This window comes from Bacillus sp. UMB0728, from assembly GCF_002858875.1.
In the GTDB taxonomy this organism is placed as follows: domain Bacteria; phylum Bacillota; class Bacilli; order Bacillales; family Cytobacillaceae; genus Bacillus_AB; species Bacillus_AB infantis.
This window is the reverse complement of sequence record NZ_PKLA01000004.1, coordinates 668633-691397: the sequence shown is the minus strand read 5'-3', so window position 1 is coordinate 691397 and position 22765 is coordinate 668633. Positions and strand designations below refer to the sequence as shown.

Here is a 22765-nt window from a genome sequence, read left to right as displayed (position 1 = left end):
AAAGGCAAATGTGTGCAATGAATCCATGAAATTTTTTCAAGGAGGGGTTATAATGACCGACATCAACAACCGCCAGTTTGTGATTTCCGAAGAAGATTGGTCCCTCCATCGCAAAGGCCACGATGATCAGCAGCGCCACCAGGAAAAGGTACAGGATGCGATCCGGAACAATCTACCAGATCTGATAACAGAAGAAAGCATCATTATGTCCAATGGCCGTGAAGTCGTGAAAATTCCGATTCGCTCTCTTGACGAATATAAAATTCGTTATAACTATGATAAAAACAAACATGTAGGCCAGGGAGACGGAGACAGCCAGGTAGGCGATGTGGTCGCCAGAGACGGCTCCAGCGGCCAGAAAGGCCCCGGGAAAGGCCAGGGTGCAGGCGACCAGCCGGGTGAGGATTATTTTGAAGCTGAAGTGTCCATGATGGAGCTTGAGGAAGCACTGTTCAAGCAGCTGGAGCTGCCAAACCTGAAGAGGAAGGAACAGGAAGAGCATCTGGTTGAGAATATTGAATTCAATGATATCCGCAAAACAGGATTAATGGGCAATATTGATAAAAAGCGGACAATGATGACCGCCTTTAAACGGAATGCGATGACAGGCAAGCCGGCATTCTATCCGATCTATCAGGAGGATCTGAAGTTTAAGACATGGAACGAAATTGTAAAGCCGGATTCAAAGGCAGTCGTGCTCGCAATGATGGATACGAGCGGATCGATGGGATTATGGGAGAAATATATGGCCAGAAGCTTTTTCTTTTGGATGACCCGGTTTTTACGGACAAAGTATGAGACGGTGGAAATAGAGTTCATTGCCCACCATACAGAAGCGAAGGTCGTATCAGAGGAAGATTTCTTTTCAAAAGGGGAAAGCGGGGGAACCATTTGTTCATCAGCCTACCGCAAAGCTCTGGAACTGATCAATGAAAAATATAATCCAAGAAGATTCAATATCTATCCTTTCCACTTTTCCGACGGCGACAATCTTACCTCTGATAATGCCCGCTGTGTGAAGCTTGTTGAAGAGCTGATCGCGGTATCGAGCATGTTCGGGTACGGTGAAGTCAATCAGTACAACCGCCACTCGACCCTCATGTCCGCTTATAAGAATATAAAAAATGAACACTTCCGATACTATATCCTCAAGCAGAAAGCTGATGTTTTCCATGCGATGAAGAGCTTCTTCCAAAACGAAGAAAATAAAATCTATGCATAAACAGAACCGGCGGGCGCAATGCCTGCCGGTTTTACTGTCCATTCGCACAAAAAAAGCCGTTTAATAAAAAGCGGCTTTCGTTGGCTTTCCATGAAGGTGTTCTTTTATTTCTCCAGCGGGATTGCGATAATTTTCCCGCCGATCTGGACGTGGACTGTGTCAGTGAATACAGCTTTCACAATCCCTTTTAAGGAGATCGAAGAATTTAATGCCAATTTGGATTGTGCTGGATTTTCCGCCATGAAGATTCCCCTTTGCTTCGTATTTGAAGAGTAGCACCTAATTAAAGTAAATGAGTTAGTTACTTTCTTTTTGCCACTTTTTTGGAACTCCTAAACCTGATTTGGCGCATTATGAAGGAAATAAAGATTTGGGAAGGGGAAAAGAAAAAAGCAGCTGCTCATGAATAGCAGACTGCTTTCTCTTCTTTCAGCACTGAGCTTTTGCAGACAGGGCAATCGATATCATCACTCTGCTTAAATTGGATTTTTTGAAATCTTTTTTGATGAATGTGGTAAAGCCTTTGTACTTATAGCCGCATTCACAGAAATTCGAGTCTTTGACCAGATGCCTCTGATTAGTCTCTTTGCATAAAAATGTCGGGTAAAACATTGATATCCCTCTCTTTAATAATTGGATTAGGCAAATTAGAAAGGGTGTATGATTTATAAAAGTTTACAAGAATGATATTCTTGGCGGCCCGGCTGCCATGACAAATAACTTGTTTTAGGCCCGTGGCTTTGCGTCTTTTACTTTCGTAAAATTTGCCCTTAGTAAGATTAGCACTAAATCAGGGGAAAAATAAAGAGTTTGTTTATTGTTAATATTCTTACTTTAGCCACTCTCCGTTGTAGAGGGGAGTGATGACCTATGGGGAATTGCAGAAAAGAAGCAGCCTGGCCGGTTGGCCAGGCTGTGAGATTAAGAAAGGAACTCTGCCGGATTGAGCCCGAGCTCCCGGCAGATGTCACTGACTGCCTGCTGCTCATTCGGATCAAAATGTCCGTCTGCAAAGCCGATTGCGATACAATAGCGGGCCACTAGCCTGGCGATTTCCGGTTTCGTCCGTATCCTGCCAAGCGCTCTGAATGCCTCTGCCCTGCCGATCGAAGGATCGCGTTCAATCTTCTGGACGTACAGGTTAAACTGCTGAATGACCTTCTGCGTATCAAATACCCGAAGTTCATCACTCTGGTTGACGAATTCAACCATCTTCTGGCGTTCTGCCGGATCCAGCCTTCCATCAGCCATAGCTACAAGTGCACATGCTGCTACAATGGCCTCAAGGACGTCCTGGCTCTTGAATCGGTTAAAGAGGTCCTGGGCTTTTCTTTTTTGCTGGTTGGCCCATTCGGCGTAATCGGTCTGGGATGGAGACCAGGCATTGCCGCAGCTGTTGCAGGTAAACTTCAGCTGTTTTTTTCCAATGAAGCCGCCCAATAATCCGACAGGCCCGAGGATCAGGCCGCCAATTGCCGCTTTACCGAGGCCGAAGCCCTTTTCGCCGGTGCGTACATTTGTGGAATGGCAGCGTGGGCATGCAATTTCTTCTCCCCCATATCCCTGTGAGGAAGAGTAGGAAGGCTGTCCATAGGAAGGGGACGAATAGGAAGCTTGCGGCTGTGTCTGCTGATAGCTTCCTGAGCTATAGTTCTGCTGGGAGCTGCCTGTGTTATAGCCCTGCTGGTAATTTTGCCCTGCAGGAGCCTGCTGTGAAAAGCTCTGCTGGTAAGTCTGGTTCTGCCCGAAAGGCTGATTGCCATGTGAAGGCTGGGGAGCCGGTTCATCATCCACCGTCACGCCGAAATTACGGCAGAGGGCAGCCAGGCCGCCCTGAAAGCCGCTGGCGATGGCATTAAATTTCCATTCGCCATTATGCCTGTATAGCTCTGCTGCGACGATGGCCGTTTCAACGGTAAAATCCCTGCCAAGGTTAAAGCGGATAAGCTCTTCATTATTTTGTTCATTAAAAATCCGTACATAAGCATTTTCAATATGGCCGAAGTTCTGCTGTTTTGCCTGAGCATCGTGGATGGTAATTGTAAAGGCAATCCGGTGGATCGAGTCCGGCACCCTCCGCAGGTCAATTCTGATTTGTTCATCATCTTGATTGCCCGCACCTGTGCGGTTATCGCCGCTGTACAGGATAGAGCCATTCCCGCCGTTAGGGTTATTGTAGAATACGAAATCGAGGTCACTATGTACTTTTCCTGATGCGCCTAATAAGAAAGCAGATGCGTCCAGATCATAGTTGGATCCCTGAAGGCTGATATCCCAGCCTAATCCAACAACAACATTTTGAAGCCCGGGGCGGTTCTTGGTCAGATCGACCTTCTGCCCTTTGCTGAGCGTCACTCCCATAATTTCACTCCTTCTTTTCCAGGACCGGCGTAAGCCGTCTCTTGATAGAATCATATATTCCCAATATAACACAGTTCTTAAAGCGGTTTACAGCTTTGGCTGTGCGGACATGCCTCTTTTTATCATACGGGTCAAGGAAGGAAAAGTTTCAGGGGGAGGAGGTTCGTTCAATGAAAAAAGCAGCTTCCCTGATTGGGGGAGCTGCCTCATGATTGGGCTATTTATTATCTGTCGACATAAGCCGGGCCTGAATGGTCCTGGCGGGTGTTTCCTTGGTCAGAATTCAAAAAAGGAAGCTTTGATTTGACTTTGCTGATATTGTCTTCACCGAATGTAGACTTTACCTTATTCATAACCTTATCCCGAGATTCCTTGTTCCTGAACATATACGCAAGCGCACCCAGTGCCACTACCCCAGTCAGGGAATTTCTTTTGCTCATGGATTAGTCCTCCTTAGGTTTTATATTATTCCTTTCCCTTTGCAGGGGGAGATAAACAGTTATATTTTGCTAACTGGGTGAGCGAAGTTAAAGTTGCGATTATATCGAAAAGGGATTTGTATTAACTGGGTTAGAATGAAAAAAAGTTTGATAAGCCTGTTGATTGGAGTGGAAGGCACGTAGACTCCTGTGGGATTGCAGCGGCAGAGCTGAGACCCCGCAGCGCGTAAGCGAGAGGAGGCTCAGCGCCGCCCCGCGGAAAGCGAAGTGCCTGGAACGGAAATCAACAGCCAACATTCAGAGGCTATTAAGACAAAAAGGGATACAGAATGAACCCATTCCATACCCCTTTTGCATATTATTAGAAATTGAAGTTATCAGGATCGGCACCGACGCGTTCGTTTTTGTTGAGGGCATCGATTTTTTCCATGTCTTCTGAGGAAAGTTCGAAGTCAAAGATGTCTGCATTTTCAATGATGCGGTGTTCTTTGACTGATTTCGGAATGGTGATGACCTCATTTTGAAGGTCCCAGCGCAGGATGATCTGGGCAGGGGACTTTTTGTGCTTTTCGGCAATCTCTGTAATAACAGGCTCATCCAGGAGCTGTCCCTGCTTAAGAGGAGACCAGGCTTCAAGCTGGATCCCTTTTTGTTTGCAGAATTCGCGGAGCTCAAGCTGGGCCAGATGCGGGTGGTATTCAACCTGGTTGACCATCGGCACGATTTCCGCTGTTTCAAGCAGATCCTCCAGATGGTGTACATGGAAGTTGCTGACCCCGATTGCACGGACTCTGCCATCCTTATACAGCTTTTCTAAGGCTCTCCAAGTGTCTTTATACTTGCCTTTGACAGGCCAGTGGATCAGGTACAGATCGACATACTCCAAGCCAAGCTTTGAAAGGCTTTCGTCGAATGCAGCCAGTGTAGAGTCATAGCCCTGCTCAGAGTTCCAGACCTTTGTCGTGATGAATAGCTCTTCGCGCGGGGCACCTGATTCTTTTATAGCCTGTCCCACGCCTTCTTCGTTGCCATAGATGGCTGCTGTGTCAATGCTCTTGTAGCCGTTCTTGATGGCTGCTTTGACTGAATCAATGACTTCGGATCCTTCCTGGACCTTGAAAACGCCGAGTCCGAACCAGGGCATTTCCACTCCATTATGCAGCTTTGTTGTGTCCTGCAAGCTTTTTGGCATATTGTTACCTCCCGGAAATTTAATTGCCTTTTTATTTTCTCACAAATGGGGATATTTACTATATTGATATGCTCAGAAATTTAATGATTGATGCCTGCTACCTGATCGACATCAAGGATAAAGGAAATCCCATTGCCAGGAACATTAAGCTCGACAGCATCGCAGATTGCCTGGAATACTTCCTGTGTCCGTCCGCTGTGGATGATGGTCAGCACAATCTCTTTTTCAGGCTCGATCAGCATATTGAATAAAGTGGCTTTTTCGTTGATGCCGATCCCTCTGCCGGAAATGATGGTTGCCCCGTCAGCCCCGGCATCTTTTGAGGCCTTTATAATCTTTTCGGCTTCCGAGCTTTTTACAATGGTCACAATCAAATCGTATTCTTTATCGGCTGGCTTCATATTAGCCGCTCCTTCCTCTGCTTCTGCATCAGCGGGGACTTCCGGGGACTGGACGCCGATGAATCCGTTAATATTGATAAGCAATCCAAGTCCTGTACCGGGCCTTTCAAAATGGAGATGGCTGCTGACTTCCGTAATGACTTCTTCAGCGGATTCTTCCTTGATCAGCATAAGGATGACTTCTTTCTCGTGGTTGATCTCCAATCCGAGAAATGAGGTTTTCTCATTTTTTCCAATTCCCCTTGCATATACAGTTGCCGCAGCAGCAAGCCCGGATCCCCGGGCAAGCCGGACAGCTTTTTTTGCAGTGCCTTTTTTTACGATGGCGATGAAAAGCTTGTAGATCATTTAAGAAGCACCTTCCTTCCTCTTGAACAGGAGCCCCAGGATCAGGACAGCCAGTATCGGTATAAGGGCGACCAGGGCGATCAGGCCAAAGCCATCTGTCAGGGGATCCCGCCCCTCAGTTACTGCGGCAGCGCCGACAGCCATTGACAGGATAAAAGTAACGGTCATCGGCCCTGTTGCTACACCGCCCGAATCGAAGGCGATGCTTATAAAGCTGGTGTTGGAAAAATAAATCAGGATCAGCACGAGTGCATATCCCGGCGCAAGATAGTACCAGAGAGAAAAGCCGTGATGGATGCGGAGCATGGCAAGGGCAATGGACAGACCTACTCCCCCTGAAAGGGTGATGAGCATGATTTTTTCTGAGATGTATCCCGATGTTACTTTTTCAACCTGTTTGTTTAATATTTTTACAGCTGGTTCTGCCAATGTAGTGACAAATCCGAGTACAAATCCAATTGGAATGATGATCCAAGAATATGGAAGATTACCCAGCTTCTTTCCCATTTCCTCCCCGATTGGCATAAAGCCGAGATGGACCCCGTGAAGGAAGAATGCCAGTCCGGCAAAAGCAGACAGAAAACCGGCAAGGATCTGGATGACCTTCTGTTTCTTTAATTTTAGAAAAAATTTCTGAAATATGATGAAGCAAAGAAGAAGGGGAGCAAGGGCCAAAGCAACCTCTGTCAGAGTGCTGCCGAAACCATGAAATAGCTTGTCCATCATTTAAAGATCCCTCCCAGCAGCAGAACGGCCAGGATCGGTCCGATGCTGGCAAGGCCGACAAGGCCAAATGAATCGCCCGAGGATTGTTGGTTCCGGAAAACCTGGGCCACACCTACTCCGAGTGCCAAGATGAAGGGTACGGCGAGGGGCCCTGTCGTTACGCCTCCCGCATCAAATGAAATTGGCACAAATGACGATGGGGAGAAGATGCTGACAATAAAGACGATGGCATAGCCGGCTATCAAAATGGCGGTGACAGGGATTTTGTAAATGGTCCTGATCATAGCAAGGCCGACAAAAAGACCGACTCCGGCAGCCACGGATAATATGAGGGAAATGGACGATATCTTTCCTCCGGATACCTGGTCAACCTGTGTGGACAGTACCCTGACGTCAGGCTCTGCCAGCGTTACGGCAATTCCAAGGATGAATCCTGTGAGGATGATGACCCACGCTTTATTCGACTTCGGCAGGATTTTCCCAATCATTTCGCCTATTGGAAGAAGGCCGATATTGACGCCGATGAGGAAGAACATCAGTCCCAGGATGACAAAGAATAGGCCAAAGAGGAATGGAAGAAAGTCCTTGAAAGGCAATTGGATCAGGACAAGCTGCAGAAGGATGACTGCAGCAGAGACGGGAAGGATGGCAAGCAATGTTTCTTTGATGGATTCTTTAATTTCTTTCACATGAAGCGCCGCCTTTATTAACAATTTTTTTGTTTTTTATTTCTGCTTTTTTACCCAGTTTTACAGTTGCAGTAACAGCCTGTGGAAAAAAACATTTTCCAATTAATTGCGGTGGCGGATAAAAAAAGCAGGCACCCCATTGGGGCGCCTGCAGCGGTTATTGAAGGGTATTCATATTAGGCTGGTTCATCATTTGCTGTCCGCCTGCCTGGGTATAGCTTCCAAGCAGCTGTTCTGTATCCTGCGGCGCAAGCTGGGGAACCTGGTAATAATGCTTCTGGTTCTGGTAGAGGAACAGCTCGTAAGCCATTTCTGCATAATTGGGAACACTATCAGCAAGCACACGCCTTACGACTGGGTTTGTGCACTCCAATGCGGCCATTGACAGCTGGGAGGCTGCACCTTTCATTAAAGCAAGCAGGTAGCCTGAATAGCATTGGTCGCCAATCTCGGAAGCTGACTGTTTTGGTGCAGCAGGCTGGGATGGCTGTAGTCCGTAGATGACGTCATGTGTTTCGCCCATCATATAGGTTGTAGTCGATACAGCCGGCTTTTGGCCGGTAGTGAAGCAGTCAACCATGGTGTTGTATTGGGTGATCATAAACTGCCTCTGGCGGTTTGCAATTTCCTTAAGCTGCGGATCCTGGATTTGCCCGCTGAACATAAGGTATTGATCGATTGCCGCTACGGTGCTTGAAAGGACCTCTTTCATGTCCAGCATCTCGTGTCCGCCATGATTCATATGTGCCGGGATCTGCTCATTTGTGTTCATTCCTGACTGTCCTTGCTGGTTAAACTGCTGCATCTGACTACCCCCAGTTTGTAATTTTTTCCCTCATGAAGGGCTGTGATGGTGAAGACCATACATAACTATTGTGGTTATTCCGTAGGGCAATCATGCGGGGCAGTTGCAGCTAAAAGAGGAATAAACATCCATCATGAGGATTCTATCTGATGGCGGGAAACATATGGGCTGCCTTTTACCCAGAAGCGCCACGGATAGTCTTTTGCTTCGCCGGAATTATCAATTCCAATCCTTTTTCCTTTAGCTATCTCAGCAGGGGTATAGCCTTCAGCAAGAATGAGGGGAGGCTCCGAAAAGAGGCGTCCATAATCCTCCATGGTGACGCCAAGGGCTTTCGTAAGCTTCCCTGGCCCGTTGGTCAAATTCTTCAGATTATCCATCTTTCTCCGCTCTTTCATCAGGGAAATTCCTTCAGCAGGTTCTATGGCCCTGATGAGAACAGCCTCCGGTTTGTCCTTTTCAGCGCTGACGACATTTAACAAACAGTGGGTATGCATAAGGTATGTGTAGGCGAACCCCGGACCGGCGTACATGACTTCTGTCCGCTTGGTCCGGCGGTTATTATAGCTATGTGCTGCCATGTCTTCGGGGCCTTTATAGGCTTCTGTTTCTACAATATATCCAGCGGCTGTACCATCAGGTGTTTCCTTTATCAAAAGACAGCCAAGAAGAGCCTTGGCAAGTTCAAGGGTCGGCTGTGTGTAAAATTCGGCCGGCAGTGGTGTCCTATCCATCATGATTCAACGCTCCTTCGGTTTTTGCTGCAGAAAGAATTTTCCGCACAGTTAAGCGCGGAGCATTCCCATTTTACCCTCTAACACCCTGATATAACCGGAAGTTGGAATTGAAGCAGGCGAGGAAGTATAATATAGGGAGCAATTTATGTAGGGAAGTGGAAAAATGGATAAGAAAATCGGTTTTATAGGGTGCGGAAAGATGGCCCAGGCAATCATCGGGGGAATGCTGAAATCAGGGATCGCCCGGCCGGATGATATAGTTGCAAGTGCAAGGACGGAGAGTACTCTTGCCTATGTGAAAAATACATATGATATTGAAGTGACCCTTGATAATAAGAGAGCAGCTGAACAGGCTGATTTTTTATTTCTGGCAGTAAAGCCTGATGTTCATATGGAAGTGATTGAGGAAATCAGCGGGAGCGTTCCTGAAGATGCTATCATCATCACCATAGCGGCAGGGATCAGCCTTGCCTTTCTACAGTCTGCTTTCGGCAGGGAAATAAAAGCGATCCGTTCTATGCCCAATACCCCATCGCTTGTCGGGGAGGGGATGAGCGCCCTGGCTGCCAGCAGGCAGGTGACTGAAAAGGAACGGTTGGAGGCTGCAGAATTATTCGAAAGCTTTGGGAAAGCTGAGTTTATTGAAGAAAAACTGATGGACAGCATCCCTGCCATCAGCGGATCTTCACCTGCTTATGTCTATATGTTCATTGAGGCTCTTGCTGATGGCGGCGTCCTTCAGGGGCTTCCAAGGGAAACCTCGTACCGGCTGGCAGCCCAGGCAGTGCTTGGCGCAGCCAAAATGGTGCTTAAGACAGGCAAGCATCCGGGTGAATTGAAAGATCAGGTATGCACGCCTGGGGGAGCCACTATTGAAGCGGTAGCTGAGCTGGAAAAACAGGGCTTTCGGTCTTCGGTCATTTCGGCCATGCATAGCTGCACCGACAAATCAAGGCAGCTGGCAAAAAACCAGGCGGAATAGTCATGATCATCAGGACAGAGCAGGAAGCTGATTATAGCAGATCAGAACATGTCCACAGGCTTGCTTTCAGCCGTGAAAACGAAGCCGCCCTTGTCAGAGCCATCCGAAGCTCGGGGGAGTATATTCCCGAACTATCGCTAACAGCGGAAGATGGAAAGAATATCGTGGGCCATATCATGTTCAGCAAGGCAGTGATTGATACAGGGGAAGGGGAAGTGCCTACCTTGGCGCTTGCCCCGGTTGCTGTCATGCCCCAGCGGCAAAATGAAGGGATAGGATCCCTTCTTATAAGAGAAGGTTTGAAACAGGCGGAACTCCAGGGCTTTGCTCATGCCGTTGTATTGGGACATCCCGATTATTATCCGAGGTTTGGGTTCCGGCCTTCCACAGTTTTTGGGATTTTTTCACCTTTTCCTGTACCGGAAGAGGTATTTATGGTTATGGAATTTAAGGAGGGATCATTAACTGGAATCAGCGGGACGGTAAAGTACCCGCCATCATTTGATCATGTGTAAGAACAACTGCTAATCAGGACATTTTTCAGCAGGAAGCAGAATGGTAAAGGAGGTGCCTTTATTCAGCATGCTTTCTGCTTTTATTTTTCCGCCCATTCCCTCAATGATCCGAAAGACCACCATCATTCCAAGCCCCGTCCCTTTCCCTTCTTTTGTTGAAAAATACGGTTCCCCCAGCCTGCTGAGCTGCCCGGAGGTCATCCCCTTGCCTGTATCAGATATCAGGAGCTCCGCTTTGTCGTCCTGCAGCTTTGCCGATATAGAGAGGACTCCTCCGCCAGGCATTGCTTCAATGGCATTTTTAAGAAGGTTTAGCAGGCATTGCTGAACCTTTGCATCTTCTCCTTTGATATATAATTCTTCCTCTGTGTCGCAATGGATTTCAACAGAATGGGCATTCCCGTAGGGTGTGATCAGTTCAACCGCTTTTCTGATTTCCCCTTCTAATGAAAAACATGAATTTGTTTCACAGTGCGGCTTGGCAAATGTAAGATAATCACTGATGATCACTTCCGCTCTGTTCAGCTCTTCGAGAGCTGTGTCTAAATAATAGGAACGCTTTCCTCCGCCTGGTTCTTCTTCTTTTAATAACTGGAGAAATCCTTTCGTTACGGTCAGGGGATTTCTCACTTCATGGCTGATGCTGGCAGCTAAATGGGAAATGACCTCCATTTTTTCTGTCTTCATTACCGCCCGGTTCAGCTGCTGGTTCTGTACGATCAGCTCAATGGTGTAGGCAGTCAAAAACGCCCCCAGTGTCTGGGTGATCGTATAAATGGCCATGAAACCGAGGCATTCCTTCAGTTCGGCTTTTGAAAACAATAGCATGAACGCTGCGATGGATACAAGAAAAGACAAGAGTGATACTGTAAGCAGCTTCCGCCGGGTGTCCATGATAATGAAGGATGGGTGAAGCTTATATACAATAAAGCCGGCAAACAAACCGGTGAGAATATTATAGGCCGCCCCGATCCCTCCGAGGGGAATGCGGATAAAGATGACAAAAATGAGCAGGGCGAGGATGACTCTGGGACCTCCGTATAATCCTCCCAGCAGGAATGGAATCCATCGCAGATCAAAAATAAAGCTGCTGTTCATCTTGATTGAACTGATCAGGCAAAGGGAAGCAGTTATGATGCTGATGCCGGCAATAATATACTCGCGGTGGCGCAGAAAAAGCGATTGAAGGCGGCTGGCAAAAAGGAGCTGGAAAGAAAGCATGACGATAAGAATGATCAGCAGGTTGAACAGCAGGTCTTTAATATGCTCCATTGCTTAGTCCTCCTATATTTAGATATATATTCCTAATTTTACAAATGCATGTCCAAATCGACAATATCATCTTATTGACAAAAAACAGCTTTAAGCGACATATTCAGACAAGGGAAAATGGTAATAATATACCATTTTTTCCAGGCGGCATATTGGCGTCTGCATCTTGTTGGTTTTTTCGGTATACTCAAGGCAAATGAATAAAATATATATTGACTTAATATGACAGGAATCATATATTTTAATTGGCTTGCAATTGTCTGTTTCGACAGAAAATGCAAGGGTGTTTTAAGAATATAGAACACTGTGATGAGCGGTTTTTATTTGCACTTTAAACCGCTTGGAGTGACTAGTGCAGCCGGCCAATGATCTATGATGGCTGGTTTTTATTTTGGCCGGGGCCTCTGCTTCCTGGCTGATGCTTAGGATGAAAGAGGTGCATATAATGAAGCTTGATAAATACAAAACTTTATTGTTTCAAAAGATTAAGAATCAAATGACTCTTTGGTTTGAACAGGAAGCGGAAACTCCTGTGAACAACGAAGATGTTTACCGTTTCCTTCACTCCATCAAGGGGACAGCAGGAACTCTGCAGCTTGTCGGACTCCATCAGGTGGCAGGCAAACTGATGGACCAGGTGGAAAAGAGCAGCGAAAAAATCTGGGGAAACCGGGAGCTGCGGGATTTTTTATATGAACTGATGGGCCTGAGCTATGAATATGAACATTTCCAAAGAGAAGAGGAGAAACAGAGTCTTCCAAGGGATGAAAATATGCCATTGATCCAGGTGATTGATGATGATGTATCCATGCTGATCCTCCTTAAAGATGCACTGGAAAGCAAGGGCTGGATGGTTATGGCAAATACCGAGCCTGAAAAAGCTGTCGACCAATTCTTTGATATGAATCCCGACTGTCTTATCATCGATGTTAATCTACCGGGCAAAAGCGGGTTCCATGTGCTTGAGGATATTCAGAAGCATACGAATAAAAAGTTTATACCAAAGCTGATGATCAGCATAATGAATGACAGAGAAACGAGAATAAAGGCTTACAGACTGGGGGCGGATGATTTTATTTCCAAACCTATTGACCTGGAAGAATTCCTTATAAAGGTAGAGCGGCATTTGGACAGGAAACAAATATTTGACCAGTCTGTCCTGATCGATGAATTGACGCAGGTATACAACCGCAGGTTCCTGAAGGATTCTCTTAAACGGTATTTAAAAGAACTAGAACGGAGCAATCAGTATTTTTCTATTGCCGTCCTTGATCTGGATCATTTCAAGCAGGTGAATGATATGTACGGCCATCCGGCCGGAGACCGTATCCTGTCGGAGTTTGCCCAGTATCTGAAGGATCATGTCAGGATTGGAGATATAGTGTTCCGCTATGGAGGAGAGGAGTTCATCCTGCTGCTTCCGCGCACCAATGACCATGACAGCAAGGAGGTCGTCTCAAGGCTTCTTTCCGGCTTCTCAAGCCGAACGTTCATAGAGGGCGGGGCGGAATTGAAAATGACCTTCTCGGCCGGTGTATATATGGTCCATGATCCTTCTGCTACTGTGGCAGAAGCAATCAAGACGGCTGATCAGGCTTTATATGAAGCAAAACGGAACGGCCGGGCCAGGGTGGAAAGTGCCAATAAATTGATCGGCGGCCATTCAAGGAAGGTTCTGAATGTATCTGTCATTGATGATGATGCAATCATCAGGACCATGCTGATGAAAATCCTGCAATCCATGGAATTCGAGCATACCAGCCTGGATATCCAGGTGTATGAGGATGGACAGAAGTTCCTTCAATCCGGCCGTATGGAGCAGAAAGGGGAGCATTTCCTTATTCTGGACGGAATCATGCCTGTAATGGATGGGACGGAAGTTCTCCAGAAGGTGAAGGAAAATCGGAATGCAAGCCGCATCCATGTTTTAATGCTGACAGGCAGAAAAACGGAATACGATATTGCCAGGGCACTGAAGCTGGGGGCAGATGATTATGTGACAAAGCCGTTCAGCATCACTGAGCTGCAGGCAAGAATTCATCGCCTGATCCAGAGGATGTCATAATGAGACTAGATCAGGAACTGTTTGTTCTCGCTGCAGCGGCCCTTTCCATTACAGGAATATTGACAGTCATACTGGTGTATCTCGTGATTAGAAAAGCTTTTGAAATAACAGCAAGGCGGAAGGTTGAAGATTGGAAGCAAAAACTGAACCTTCCGCTGTTTTCTTTTTTATATGAAGGGAAGCAGCTGGAGGAAGCTGCCCTGGCTGACCGGGCAAGCCTGCTGGCTGCTGAGGAGCTCCTCGGTCATTATGCGGATATCCTTGAAGGGGAGCAGGAAAAAGAAAATCTTTCTTTTTTTGCAGAGTCCTATCTTAGGGGCCATTATGCCAAAGGACTTCAAAGCAGAAAGTGGAGTACGCGGATAAATTCGCTTTATCATATAGAGGATTTCCATTTGAAAAGTCTGGAGGGAGAAGTACTGCGGATTGCCGAAAGCGGGGGAAGCTCAACTTCTGAAAAAGTCCAGGCCTTCAAGATCCTGGCAGATTTCCAGAGTGAGAATCTGTTCATGCTGCTGGATTCCCGGAGTTTGCCGTTCTCGGAATTCGATCTCAGGAATATTCTAATCCGGCTTGATGACAAAGGTTTTGGCCGATTTGTTGAAGGCTTTAGAACTTCTCCGGAAAGACTGCAGTTTGCTGTATTGGATGTGATTGCTGTCAACAAGCAGCTTGGTTATCTTCGTTTTGTGGAAGAGGTGTTCATGTCCGAGGCGGGGGAAATGAGGCTCCGGGCATTGAAGGCATTAGCTTCAATAGGATATACAGAGGATATAGCCCCTTATGAGGAACTCGCTGAATCTTCCAGCTGGCAGGAACGGATGCTTGCCGCCAAGCTTTTCGGCAGCTTAAAAGACGAAGGGCTGCTCCCAAGGCTGGCAGAAATGCTGCACGATTCATCCTGGTATGTAAGATCACAGGCAGGCCAGTCTATCTTGGCTTTTTCAAAGGGGAAAGAAATATTGCAGAAAGTAATTGATAGTTCTCATGATCCTTATGCCAGGGATATGGCTTGGGAATGGATGCAAAAAGGGGAGCAGCGCTGATGCTGGCAGTTTTATGGGAGAATGCCGCTTTGTTTTTTGGCTGGTTCATCGCTGTTTATATGGTGATTGTCATCTTTTTTTACACAGTTGTTCTTGTTATTTCGATGGTTCAGCTGCGAAGGGAATACCGTCTTAAGCGCGACCGGATCTATGAGGAATATATGAGTGAGATTTATACAAAGCCTGTTTCCATCATTGTCCCTGCCTATAATGAAGAAGCTGGGATCATCCAGAGTGTCAGGTCCCTTTTGAGCATCAGCTATCCTGAGTATGAGATTCTGGTTGTGAATGACGGATCGAAGGATGGAACACTGGCAAAGATGATAGGGCACTATGAAATGATAAAAGTGGATAAGGCTGTCAGAAAGCAGGTGGAGACAAAGGAGATTAAAAGTATTTACCAGTCCCGCCTGCTGCCTAATTTATACTTGATCGATAAGGAGAATGGAGGAAAAGCCGATGCGCTCAACGCCGGCTTGAATATCTCCCATTATCCTTATATCTGTTCCCTGGACGGGGATTCTGTCCTGGAGCATGATGCGTTCCTTAAGGTGATGAAGCCGATCATTGATTCGAATGAAGAGGTGATTGCATCCGGAGGAAGCATCAGGATTGCGAATGGCTGTGAAATCAAGGATGGAAACCTGCTGAAGGTAGGGCTTGCCAGGGAACCGCTCGTCATCATGCAGATCATTGAATACCTGCGGGCTTTTCTGATGGGCCGCATCGGGCTGAGCCGTCATAATCTGCTGCTCATCATTTCGGGTGCATTTGGCGTTTTTTCAAAACGTTGGGTGCTGGAGGCAGGCGGGTACAGAACCGATACTGTCGGCGAGGATATGGAGCTTGTGGTCAGGATGCACCGGCTTATTAAAGAAAAAGGGCTGAAGAAGCGGATCGTCTATGTCCCCGACCCGGTCTGCTGGACGGAAGTGCCGGAAAGCGCGACTTTCCTGAGGAAGCAGAGGGGCAGGTGGCACAGGGGACTGTTCGAAAGTTTGTGGACTCACCGGAAGCTGACCTTTAATCCGAAATATGGGGCAATCGGGTTCATCTCCTTCCCGTATTTCTGGGTTGTCGAATTTTTCGGGCCGATTGTCGAGCTGCTTGGCTATGCCTATGTGGTGCTGTCACTGTTCCTTGGGGGGATTTATCTGGAGTTTGCCATTCTGATCTTCCTGCTTTCCTGCCTCTACGGTTCTATTTTTTCAATGGCAGCGGTTTTGCTTGAAGAATGGAGCCTGCGCAAGTATCCGAAGGTGTCTGATTTGCTGAAGCTGTTCTTCTACTCTCTGACAGAAACCTTATGGTATCGCCCTCTAACAGTATTTTGGAGGTGCGAGGGCATCTGGAAGCTGATCAGGGGAGATAAGAGCTGGGGAGAAATGAAACGAAAAGGTGTGTCTGAATGAAAAAAATGTTTACGAAATCACAGGCTGCCGTATTCGGTGTGGTCGTCGGCATTCTTTTGCTCCTGACAAGTCCTTTCTGGCTGTGGCAGCTCGCACCGGACAAGACGCTAGAGGCATTGATCATTGATAAAACCGTGCCTGATGAAACTTACCGAGAGCATAAAGGCCTTGTCTGGATTCTGAACAATGGCAAATGGCAGAGAAGAAATGGCGAACATTATGAGGTAAAGAGCGACTACAGCGGGTTTAAGCCGCTTGGGGAAGATGAATATAAAGTAAAGCCGCTTCCGGAAAATCTTGAAAAATATGATGTCTTTTATCTCGCTGACCAATACGGTGTGTATGAAGAGGAATTTTTCGGCAGCAACAGTCTGGGCGAAAGATCGGACAGCATCTATGGTGGCCTTCAGGCTGAAGAGGCTGACAGGCTAAGGGATGCCCTTATTCATTCAGAAGGAAAGACGCTGATTGCTGAATTCAATACATTTGCAGACCCGACAGATGATGCTGCCCGGGAGAAAATCACCTCGCTCCTGAATATCAGCTGGAGCGGCTGGATAGGCAGATATTTTCCTGACCTGTCATCTGATGAAGTCCCTGTCTGGGTGAAGGAACAGGAAAAGAGCTGGGATTATGAAGGCCCTGGCCTTGTACTGGTCAACAAAGACAATCATATTGTGGTATTCGGCGAAGAGGACCTCGAGGGAGAAGGTGCCCTTTTCAGCTACACCGAAGCAGGGGAAAAGAAGCTGGGTGCAGAGGGGGAGTCCCGCTATTCATACTGGTTTGATATAGTTGAAGCGAATAACCAGGAGGAAGTACTGGCAACCTATCAGCTTCCCCTTAAAAAGGAAGCAGAAAAAGAACTGGAGGGATACGGGATCCCATCCGTCATCCCGGCTGTCATCCAGCATGTGAATGCAAAATATTCTTCCTATTATTTTGCAGGTGACTTTGCGGATGAAGCGGAGGTTCCCGGTATTTATCAGACAAAGGGTCTCGATGTCTGGAAAGGGAATTTCAGCTCACGGGATTCTTTCTATTGGAATACGTATGTCCCGTTGATGAAAACAATCCTGGAAAGAGGCACCGGCCTGCATCATGAGCAGGAAAAGCCGGAAATTGCCGGGCAGAACGGGATCATAACGAACAGCAGGACCGGAAGCGAGTATATTCAAGTCCGTAAAGGCGGCAAGTGGGAAAATCTCCTGATTAAAGGCGTTAACATGGGCATAGCAAAGCCAGGCTCTTTTCCAGGGGAAACGGCCATTACGAAAGATGAATATCTCCGCTGGTTCAAGGCAATAGGAGCCATGAACAGTAATGCCGTACGTGTTTATACCCTCCATCCGCCAGGTTTCTATGAAGCTTTTTATGAATATAATCAAACTGCTGAACACCCGCTGTATTTATTCCATGGAGCGTGGGTGAACGAAGAGAATCTTGTCAGTGAACAAAATGCCTACAGCAGACTTGTAACAGATGATTTTAAAACTGAATTGAAGCATATGGTGGATATTGTCCACGGAAACGCAAGCCTGCCGGAACGGCCGGGCCATGCTTCAGGGGAATATAAGTATGATATATCGGAGTATGTGCTGGGATTCATGATCGGGATCGAGTGGGATCCTGAAGCAGTCTTACAGACAAATGCAGGCAATGAAGGGAAGGGCTCTTTTTCCGGGAAATATTTTCAGACTGAAAATGCCTCCCCGTTCGAAGGCTGGATCGCCCGGATGATGGATTATACGGCAGAGTACGAATCAGGGCAATATGGATGGCAGCATACAATGAGCTTTACAAACTGGGTGACCACTGATCTTCTGGACCATCCGGCCGAGCCTTCGGAGGATGAAGACAAAGCAGTGGTGGATCCGAATCATATCCTGCCGGCGGAAGGATTTATAGCCGGGATGTTTGCTTCCTACCATATCTATCCTTACTATCCCGATTTCCTGAATTATGAAAAGAAGTATGTGAATTATATAGATTCACAGGGAGAAAAAAATAACTATGCCGGATATCTGAATGATTTAAAAAAGGTCCACTCTATGCCAGTTCTGGTGGCTGAGTTCGGCGTTCCTGCTTCAAGGGGAATGACTCATGAAAATGTAGACGGGATGGACCAGGGGCATCATTCGGAAGAAGAGCAGGGGGAAATAAACAAACGCCTCTTCGAATCTATTATGGATGAAGGCTACGCCGGCGGCCTTGTATTTACTTGGCAGGATGAGTGGTTCAAGCGTACTTGGAATACGATGGATTATGACAATCCTGACAGGCGGCCGTTCTGGTCCAATATGCAGACGAACGAGCAGCACTTTGGGCTGCTGGCGTTTGAGCCCGGCAAATATGAAGCTGGCATCTATCCGGATGGTCTTACAGGCGATTGGGATAAGCTTGGTGCAGAGCCCCTCTTTAAAAGCAGCCAAAAAGAAGATGCAATAAAGGCTTTATATGCGGCATCAAATGAAGAATACCTTTATCTCCGCCTCGACTACAGCAGGCCTCTGGATTGGGGAAGGGACAGCACGCATCTGCTGCTTGATACTATCAAGGATCAGGGGCAGAGAACTGTCCCGCTTGGAAACGAAGCTGAAGCTGCTGCCGATTTCGGGGTCGATTATTCTATTAATCTTACAGGGGAAGATACATCGAATATGATGGTAGACAGCTATTATGACACTTTCTATTATCAGTACGGAGAGCTGCTGAATATGCTCCCGGAAAGACCATATGCAGCTCAAAAGGATAATGGGATTTTCCATCCGATCAGATTGGCTTTGAATAAAGAACTGACGATTCCATCTACCGGAAAAACCCTTCCGTTTTCTTCTTATGAAACAGGGAAACTTATGTTCGGCAATGCCAATCCGGAAAGTGAAGATTTCAACTCCCTGACCGATATAAGTATAAGTGATGACAGGAAAACGCTGGAGCTGAGGATTCCGTGGCTGCTCCTGAATGTAAAGGATCCAAGCAGCCGGGAAATACAGGGAGACCTTTGGCAATCCGGCCTATCCGGAAGCAGCATCATCGAGTCTATCACAATAGGTGCAGCCGTCACAGAAAATGGAAAATTGGCAGGCACCGCTCCGGCAATGACTGATGGAGTAATAAAGGAAGAAGATTCTTTCAAATATTCCTGGAAAAGCTGGGAGGAGCCGCAATACCATGAAAGGCTAAAGCAGTCCTACTGGATCATGAAAGATGCATTCAGTAAAGCAGCTGCTGGAGGAGGAGCGAAATGAACAGAATTTTACTGGCAGAAGATGAAGATATATTGAGAATGCTGATTGTGGATACGCTGGAAGACGGCGATTTCGAAGTGGATGAGGCAGCAGATGGACAGGAGGCGCTGGATTTATTTCAGTCAGGAGATTACAGCCTCCTGATCATTGATTATATGATGCCTGTATACACGGGGCTTGAGGTCATCGAAAAGATAAGGGCCAATAGTGAAAAAAATCATGTCAAGATTCTCATGCTGTCAGCAAAAAGCCAGCAGTTTGAGCAGGACAGGGTGCTGGAAGCAGGGGCCGATTATTTTATGGCCAAGCCGTTCAGCCCGCTGGAGCTCCTTGAAAAGGTAGAGGAAATACTGAATGAAAATCAATGATTATTTTAAAAAGAGCCTATCGAGGCAGTTTGCCGGGTTAATGGGTGTCTTTATTTTCTTTTTCATTGCCGGAACGATTGTGCTGGTCATCCTGCAGCAGAACCTCAGCGATTCTTATAATGAAAAGCGGGCTGAACTCGTTAAAAAGGAAGCGCTCGTCCAGGAAATCGATAGTACCTTCAATCGTGTATTCTTCGATGTAAGAGGCTATTTGGCATTTGACAACGATGATATGAGGATCAGCGCACAGTCAAAGCAGCCGGAGCTGAGAAAGATGGGGAAGCAGCTGGATGAACTTGCTGCCTCCCAGGATGATAAGGCATATGCGAGAGAAGTAAGGGAGTTTATTGATTACTATTTTATTGAAAAACTGCCTGCTACGGTAAACTATTTTGAAACCGGGAGAATAGAAGAGGTCAAGAGATTGGCAAGCACCGGAGCGACTGCGAGGGTAAATACTTTCCAGGATGATTCGCTTAAATATCTGCAGGGAATAAATGACCAGCTTAATGAAGAAGCGGAAGGCCTGATGGAGAAGCAATCTTATATCCAGATGGGCTTTGTCTTATTCAGCTTTGTCATCCTTGTCCTTTTGGCACGGATTACCCGGGTAATGTTCCGTAGAGTCGGACAGCCGCTTGCTGACTTTGCAGCTGCTGCCAATGAGATTGCGGCAGGGCGCGAAGCAGTGATAACCGTCGAATCCAGCAGAGAGGATGAACTCGGCGCATTATCGGTCGCATTCCAGAAAATGGTCTGGAGTGTGCAGGACAAAGAACAGGACCTGACTGCCCAGAATGAAGAGCTGCTCGCCCAGCAGGATGAGCTCCAGGCCCAGCAGACTGAGCTGGAGGAGATGCTCGAAGCTTTGCGCGAGAACGAGCTGAAGCTGAAGCGGAGGAATGACTTGACGAATGGAATTTCCAGCTCCCTGGACCTTCAGAGCATCCTTGACAGCATTGTGGTCAATATGTGCGGAATCATCAGTGCCGATAGAGGGATGATCGGACTCCTGAACACAAAGGCAGCAGCGGCTTACGCCATTTCAGCATCAGGTGTGGAGCAGTTTATGGACCACATTGAAAACGGGCTTCACGAAAGGCTGATCCAGTCAAAAAAATCCTTTGCCATAAAAAGGGAGCTGCTGGCTGGAGAAAAGGGTTATCATGAGGAAGTGTCCTACAGCTATGATTTATATCTGCCAGTCATTTCCTCCAAGGACGAGGTTATAGCAGTGATGCTGTTCAGCCGCTTCGGATCTCCATTCTCGGAGAAGCAGATGGATGAATATGAAGCATTATCCAGGCAGGTAGGAATCAGTCTGGACAATATCAGCTTATACAGCCAGTCAGAGGAAGAACGGAAGCTTAACAAAGATATCCTGAATACAGTCCAGGAGGGCATCCAGATGGTGAGCCGCTCAGGGGCCATCCTGCAGGCGAACCGCCAGCTGGAAGAGATGTTCACCTGCCCGGGTGCTGCCGGAAGGCTGGAAAATCTCCCATGGGAAATTTGGTCGGCCGAAATGGCAAATAAGGTTGAGCAGCCTGATGAATTTTTGGCTTTCCTTCAAAATGCGGTTCATAGTGACAGCTGTGAGATGGAGAGCATCATCTATCAAATGAAGCAAACGGGGCAGGTCATCAAAATGTACTGCGAAGGCCTCGGGCAGGAAGATGAAAGGATCGGCACCGTGCTGGTGCATCGCGACATAACAAAAGAATTTGAAGTCGATCAAATGAAGTCTGAGTTTGTGAGCACTGTCAGCCATGAGCTGCGCACACCGCTCGCGAGCATCCTCGGCTTCACCGAACTGATGCTGAACAGAGAGCTGAAGCCTGATAAGCAGAAAAAATATTTGACGACCATTTATAATGAAGCCAGGAGGCTGACTTCCCTCATCAATGATTTCCTTGATGTCCAGCGGATGGAAGCCGGAAAACAGACATATGAGAAGAAATATCTCAGGCTCCTGCCAATCATTGAGCAGGTTATAGAAAAACAGCAGATCAATACAGATATCCACAAGATAAAAATTGATGACCGTTCTATAGGAAATGATGTGATCCTGGGAGATAAGAGCAAGGTGGAGCAGGTATTCACCAATCTGATCTCCAATGCTGTCAAATATTCTCCAGGCGGCGGGGATATAATCATCAGGCTCTATCAGGAAGATAAGTCTGTTCTGGCAGAAGTGGAAGATAAGGGCCTCGGTATACCGGAGGATGCGCTGGATAAACTGTTCACCAAATTCTACCGTGTGGATAATTCCGACAGGAGAAGGATCGGCGGTACAGGGCTCGGGCTCTCGATTGTCCAGGAAATCATGAAGGCGCACAGCGGCAGCATTTCCGTTGCCTCAAGTTATGGAAAAGGAAGCATCTTCACACTCTCATTTCCTCTGATTGAAACTGCTGAGGAACCAGGGGCTATATCAGTGCCGAAAGCCTCTGCAGAAGGCTACCGCGTTATGGTAGTGGAAGATGACCAAAGCCTGGCGGAGCTGATTATCCAGGAGCTGTCTGACAGCGGTTTCCAGGTAGTTCATTATAAAAGGGGACAGGAAGCCCTGGATTTTCTTGCCCTCCATACACCTGATGCGATCGTGCTTGATATCATGCTGGAGGAAGAACAGGTGGATGGCTGGAGGATCATGGAGCAGATAAAGGAAAATGACAGGCTTAAGAACATACCTATCATTGTTTCCACGGCTCTTGATGAAAAAGAAAAAGGCTTTTCGCTTGGTGCGAATGATTATTTGGTCAAGCCTTACAAGCCGAGCCAGCTGTCCAGGGCAATCATGCAGACTCTCCTCAAAATCGGCAAGGTTGGGCAGATTCTCATTCCTGAAAAATAAGAACAGACAAACAAGCACCCCGGCTGCAGGTTCTGCCTGCAGATTGAGGGTGCTTGTTTGCTGTCCCAGCCTCATT

General features: G+C 47.1%; 19 protein-coding genes and 2 riboswitches. Of the genes, 9 read left to right on the top strand and 10 right to left on the bottom strand.

Annotated elements, in window-relative coordinates; translation table 11 throughout:
- Positions 1-52 precede the first annotated feature (52 nt).
- Positions 53-1222, top strand: a complete 1170-nt coding sequence (yhbH, locus tag CYJ37_RS19170) for a sporulation protein YhbH (RefSeq protein WP_009795010.1) — start codon at positions 53-55, stop codon at positions 1220-1222.
- Positions 1223-1326: 104 nt separating this feature from the next.
- On the opposite strand, the gene CYJ37_RS27375 is transcribed toward yhbH, so the two are convergent.
- The 9 genes from CYJ37_RS27375 to CYJ37_RS19125 all read right to left on the bottom strand — a co-directional run bounded on the left by CYJ37_RS27375 (position 1327) and on the right by CYJ37_RS19125 (position 8921).
- Positions 1327-1464 (bottom strand): hypothetical protein, encoded by a 138-nt coding sequence (locus CYJ37_RS27375; protein ID WP_022543523.1) that lies wholly within the window; start codon positions 1462-1464, stop codon positions 1327-1329.
- 449 nt (positions 1465-1913) lie between these two features.
- A riboswitch (cyclic di-GMP riboswitch) is annotated at positions 1914-2001 on the bottom strand.
- A gap of 142 nt (positions 2002-2143) precedes the next feature.
- On the bottom strand, positions 2144-3583 hold the full coding sequence (locus tag CYJ37_RS27925) for a TerD family protein (RefSeq protein WP_101551104.1): 1440 nt from the start codon (positions 3581-3583) through the stop codon (positions 2144-2146).
- Positions 3584-3807: 224 nt separating this feature from the next.
- Positions 3808-4023, bottom strand: coding sequence for a hypothetical protein (locus CYJ37_RS19155; protein ID WP_094768379.1), 216 nt, complete (start codon positions 4021-4023; stop codon positions 3808-3810).
- 361 nt (positions 4024-4384) lie between these two features.
- Positions 4385-5215: an aldo/keto reductase gene (locus CYJ37_RS19150; protein WP_101551101.1), complete on the bottom strand. Its 831-nt coding sequence runs from the start codon at positions 5213-5215 to the stop codon at positions 4385-4387.
- An 80-nt stretch (positions 5216-5295) separates the two neighbouring features.
- Entirely contained in the window at positions 5296-5964 is a 669-nt protein-coding gene (locus CYJ37_RS19145) for a P-II family nitrogen regulator (RefSeq protein WP_101551099.1), read from the bottom strand.
- The gene (locus CYJ37_RS19140; RefSeq protein WP_101551097.1) at positions 5965-6690 is read right to left on the bottom strand and encodes a DUF1538 domain-containing protein; all 726 of its coding nucleotides are present in this window, start codon (positions 6688-6690) and stop codon (positions 5965-5967) included.
- The gene (locus CYJ37_RS19135; protein WP_022543524.1) at positions 6687-7379 is read right to left on the bottom strand and encodes a DUF1538 domain-containing protein; all 693 of its coding nucleotides are present in this window, start codon (positions 7377-7379) and stop codon (positions 6687-6689) included. The genes CYJ37_RS19140 and CYJ37_RS19135 overlap by 4 nt, the downstream gene beginning before the upstream one ends.
- Before the next feature lie 157 nt (positions 7380-7536).
- Complete coding sequence (locus tag CYJ37_RS19130; protein ID WP_009795020.1) at positions 7537-8184, bottom strand: spore coat protein; 648 nt, start codon at positions 8182-8184, stop codon at positions 7537-7539.
- 131 nt (positions 8185-8315) lie between these two features.
- Complete coding sequence (locus CYJ37_RS19125; protein ID WP_009795021.1) at positions 8316-8921, bottom strand: DNA-3-methyladenine glycosylase; 606 nt, start codon at positions 8919-8921, stop codon at positions 8316-8318.
- A 163-nt stretch (positions 8922-9084) separates the two neighbouring features.
- On the opposite strand from CYJ37_RS19125, the gene proC reads away from it, so the two are divergent.
- Positions 9085-9903 (top strand): pyrroline-5-carboxylate reductase, encoded by an 819-nt coding sequence (gene proC, locus CYJ37_RS19120; RefSeq protein ID WP_101551095.1) that lies wholly within the window; start codon positions 9085-9087, stop codon positions 9901-9903.
- A 2-nt stretch (positions 9904-9905) separates the two neighbouring features.
- On the top strand, positions 9906-10418 hold the full coding sequence (locus CYJ37_RS19115) for a GNAT family N-acetyltransferase (RefSeq protein WP_101551094.1): 513 nt from the start codon (positions 9906-9908) through the stop codon (positions 10416-10418).
- Positions 10419-10427: 9 nt separating this feature from the next.
- Here the strand turns inward: CYJ37_RS19115 and CYJ37_RS19110 are convergent, their stop codons facing one another.
- Positions 10428-11690 (bottom strand): ATP-binding protein, encoded by a 1263-nt coding sequence (locus CYJ37_RS19110; protein WP_009795024.1) that lies wholly within the window; start codon positions 11688-11690, stop codon positions 10428-10430.
- Positions 11691-11980: 290 nt separating this feature from the next.
- Positions 11981-12063: riboswitch (cyclic di-GMP riboswitch) on the top strand.
- Positions 12064-12135: 72 nt separating this feature from the next.
- On the opposite strand from CYJ37_RS19110, the gene CYJ37_RS19105 reads away from it, so the two are divergent.
- From CYJ37_RS19105 to CYJ37_RS19080, 6 genes are read left to right on the top strand one after another with little or no spacing between them, the layout of a single operon-like run.
- Positions 12136-13755 carry a diguanylate cyclase gene (locus CYJ37_RS19105; RefSeq protein WP_257964251.1) on the top strand — a complete coding sequence of 540 codons (1620 nt, stop codon included), beginning with the start codon at positions 12136-12138 and terminating at the stop codon, positions 13753-13755.
- Complete coding sequence (locus tag CYJ37_RS19100; protein ID WP_094768369.1) at positions 13755-14801, top strand: HEAT repeat domain-containing protein; 1047 nt, start codon at positions 13755-13757, stop codon at positions 14799-14801. The genes CYJ37_RS19105 and CYJ37_RS19100 overlap by 1 nt, the downstream gene beginning before the upstream one ends.
- Entirely contained in the window at positions 14801-16213 is a 1413-nt protein-coding gene (locus CYJ37_RS19095) for a glycosyltransferase family 2 protein (RefSeq protein WP_101551090.1), read from the top strand. The genes CYJ37_RS19100 and CYJ37_RS19095 overlap by 1 nt, the downstream gene beginning before the upstream one ends.
- Positions 16210-19464 (top strand): hypothetical protein, encoded by a 3255-nt coding sequence (locus tag CYJ37_RS19090; protein ID WP_101551088.1) that lies wholly within the window; start codon positions 16210-16212, stop codon positions 19462-19464. Before CYJ37_RS19095 ends, CYJ37_RS19090 begins: the two co-directional genes overlap by 4 nt.
- Positions 19461-19832, top strand: coding sequence for a response regulator transcription factor (locus tag CYJ37_RS19085; protein ID WP_009795029.1), 372 nt, complete (start codon positions 19461-19463; stop codon positions 19830-19832). The genes CYJ37_RS19090 and CYJ37_RS19085 overlap by 4 nt, the downstream gene beginning before the upstream one ends.
- The gene (locus tag CYJ37_RS19080) at positions 19819-22689 is read left to right on the top strand and encodes a hybrid sensor histidine kinase/response regulator (RefSeq protein ID WP_009795030.1); all 2871 of its coding nucleotides are present in this window, start codon (positions 19819-19821) and stop codon (positions 22687-22689) included. The genes CYJ37_RS19085 and CYJ37_RS19080 overlap by 14 nt, the downstream gene beginning before the upstream one ends.
- Positions 22690-22765 lie beyond the last annotated feature (76 nt).

What these genes read in the sequence shown, in the direction of transcription:
- yhbH (WP_009795010.1), top strand. Translation starts at nt 53, where the DNA reads ATGACCGACATCAACAACCGCCAGTTTGTGATTTCCGAAGAAGATTGG.
- CYJ37_RS27375 (WP_022543523.1), bottom strand. Translation starts at nt 1,464, where the DNA reads ATGGCGGAAAATCCAGCACAATCCAAATTGGCATTAAATTCTTCGATC.
- CYJ37_RS27925 (WP_101551104.1), bottom strand. Translation starts at nt 3,583, where the DNA reads ATGGGAGTGACGCTCAGCAAAGGGCAGAAGGTCGATCTGACCAAGAAC.
- CYJ37_RS19155 (WP_094768379.1), bottom strand. Translation starts at nt 4,023, where the DNA reads ATGAGCAAAAGAAATTCCCTGACTGGGGTAGTGGCACTGGGTGCGCTT.
- CYJ37_RS19150 (WP_101551101.1), bottom strand. Translation starts at nt 5,215, where the DNA reads ATGCCAAAAAGCTTGCAGGACACAACAAAGCTGCATAATGGAGTGGAA.
- CYJ37_RS19145 (WP_101551099.1), bottom strand. Translation starts at nt 5,964, where the DNA reads ATGATCTACAAGCTTTTCATCGCCATCGTAAAAAAAGGCACTGCAAAA.
- CYJ37_RS19140 (WP_101551097.1), bottom strand. Translation starts at nt 6,690, where the DNA reads ATGATGGACAAGCTATTTCATGGTTTCGGCAGCACTCTGACAGAGGTT.
- CYJ37_RS19130 (WP_009795020.1), bottom strand. Translation starts at nt 8,184, where the DNA reads ATGCAGCAGTTTAACCAGCAAGGACAGTCAGGAATGAACACAAATGAG.
- CYJ37_RS19125 (WP_009795021.1), bottom strand. Translation starts at nt 8,921, where the DNA reads ATGATGGATAGGACACCACTGCCGGCCGAATTTTACACACAGCCGACC.
- proC (WP_101551095.1), top strand. Translation starts at nt 9,085, where the DNA reads ATGGATAAGAAAATCGGTTTTATAGGGTGCGGAAAGATGGCCCAGGCA.
- CYJ37_RS19115 (WP_101551094.1), top strand. Translation starts at nt 9,906, where the DNA reads ATGATCATCAGGACAGAGCAGGAAGCTGATTATAGCAGATCAGAACAT.
- CYJ37_RS19110 (WP_009795024.1), bottom strand. Translation starts at nt 11,690, where the DNA reads ATGGAGCATATTAAAGACCTGCTGTTCAACCTGCTGATCATTCTTATC.
- CYJ37_RS19105 (WP_257964251.1), top strand. Translation starts at nt 12,136, where the DNA reads ATGAAGCTTGATAAATACAAAACTTTATTGTTTCAAAAGATTAAGAAT.
- CYJ37_RS19100 (WP_094768369.1), top strand. Translation starts at nt 13,755, where the DNA reads ATGAGACTAGATCAGGAACTGTTTGTTCTCGCTGCAGCGGCCCTTTCC.
- CYJ37_RS19095 (WP_101551090.1), top strand. Translation starts at nt 14,801, where the DNA reads ATGCTGGCAGTTTTATGGGAGAATGCCGCTTTGTTTTTTGGCTGGTTC.
- CYJ37_RS19090 (WP_101551088.1), top strand. Translation starts at nt 16,210, where the DNA reads ATGAAAAAAATGTTTACGAAATCACAGGCTGCCGTATTCGGTGTGGTC.
- CYJ37_RS19085 (WP_009795029.1), top strand. Translation starts at nt 19,461, where the DNA reads ATGAACAGAATTTTACTGGCAGAAGATGAAGATATATTGAGAATGCTG.
- CYJ37_RS19080 (WP_009795030.1), top strand. Translation starts at nt 19,819, where the DNA reads ATGAAAATCAATGATTATTTTAAAAAGAGCCTATCGAGGCAGTTTGCC.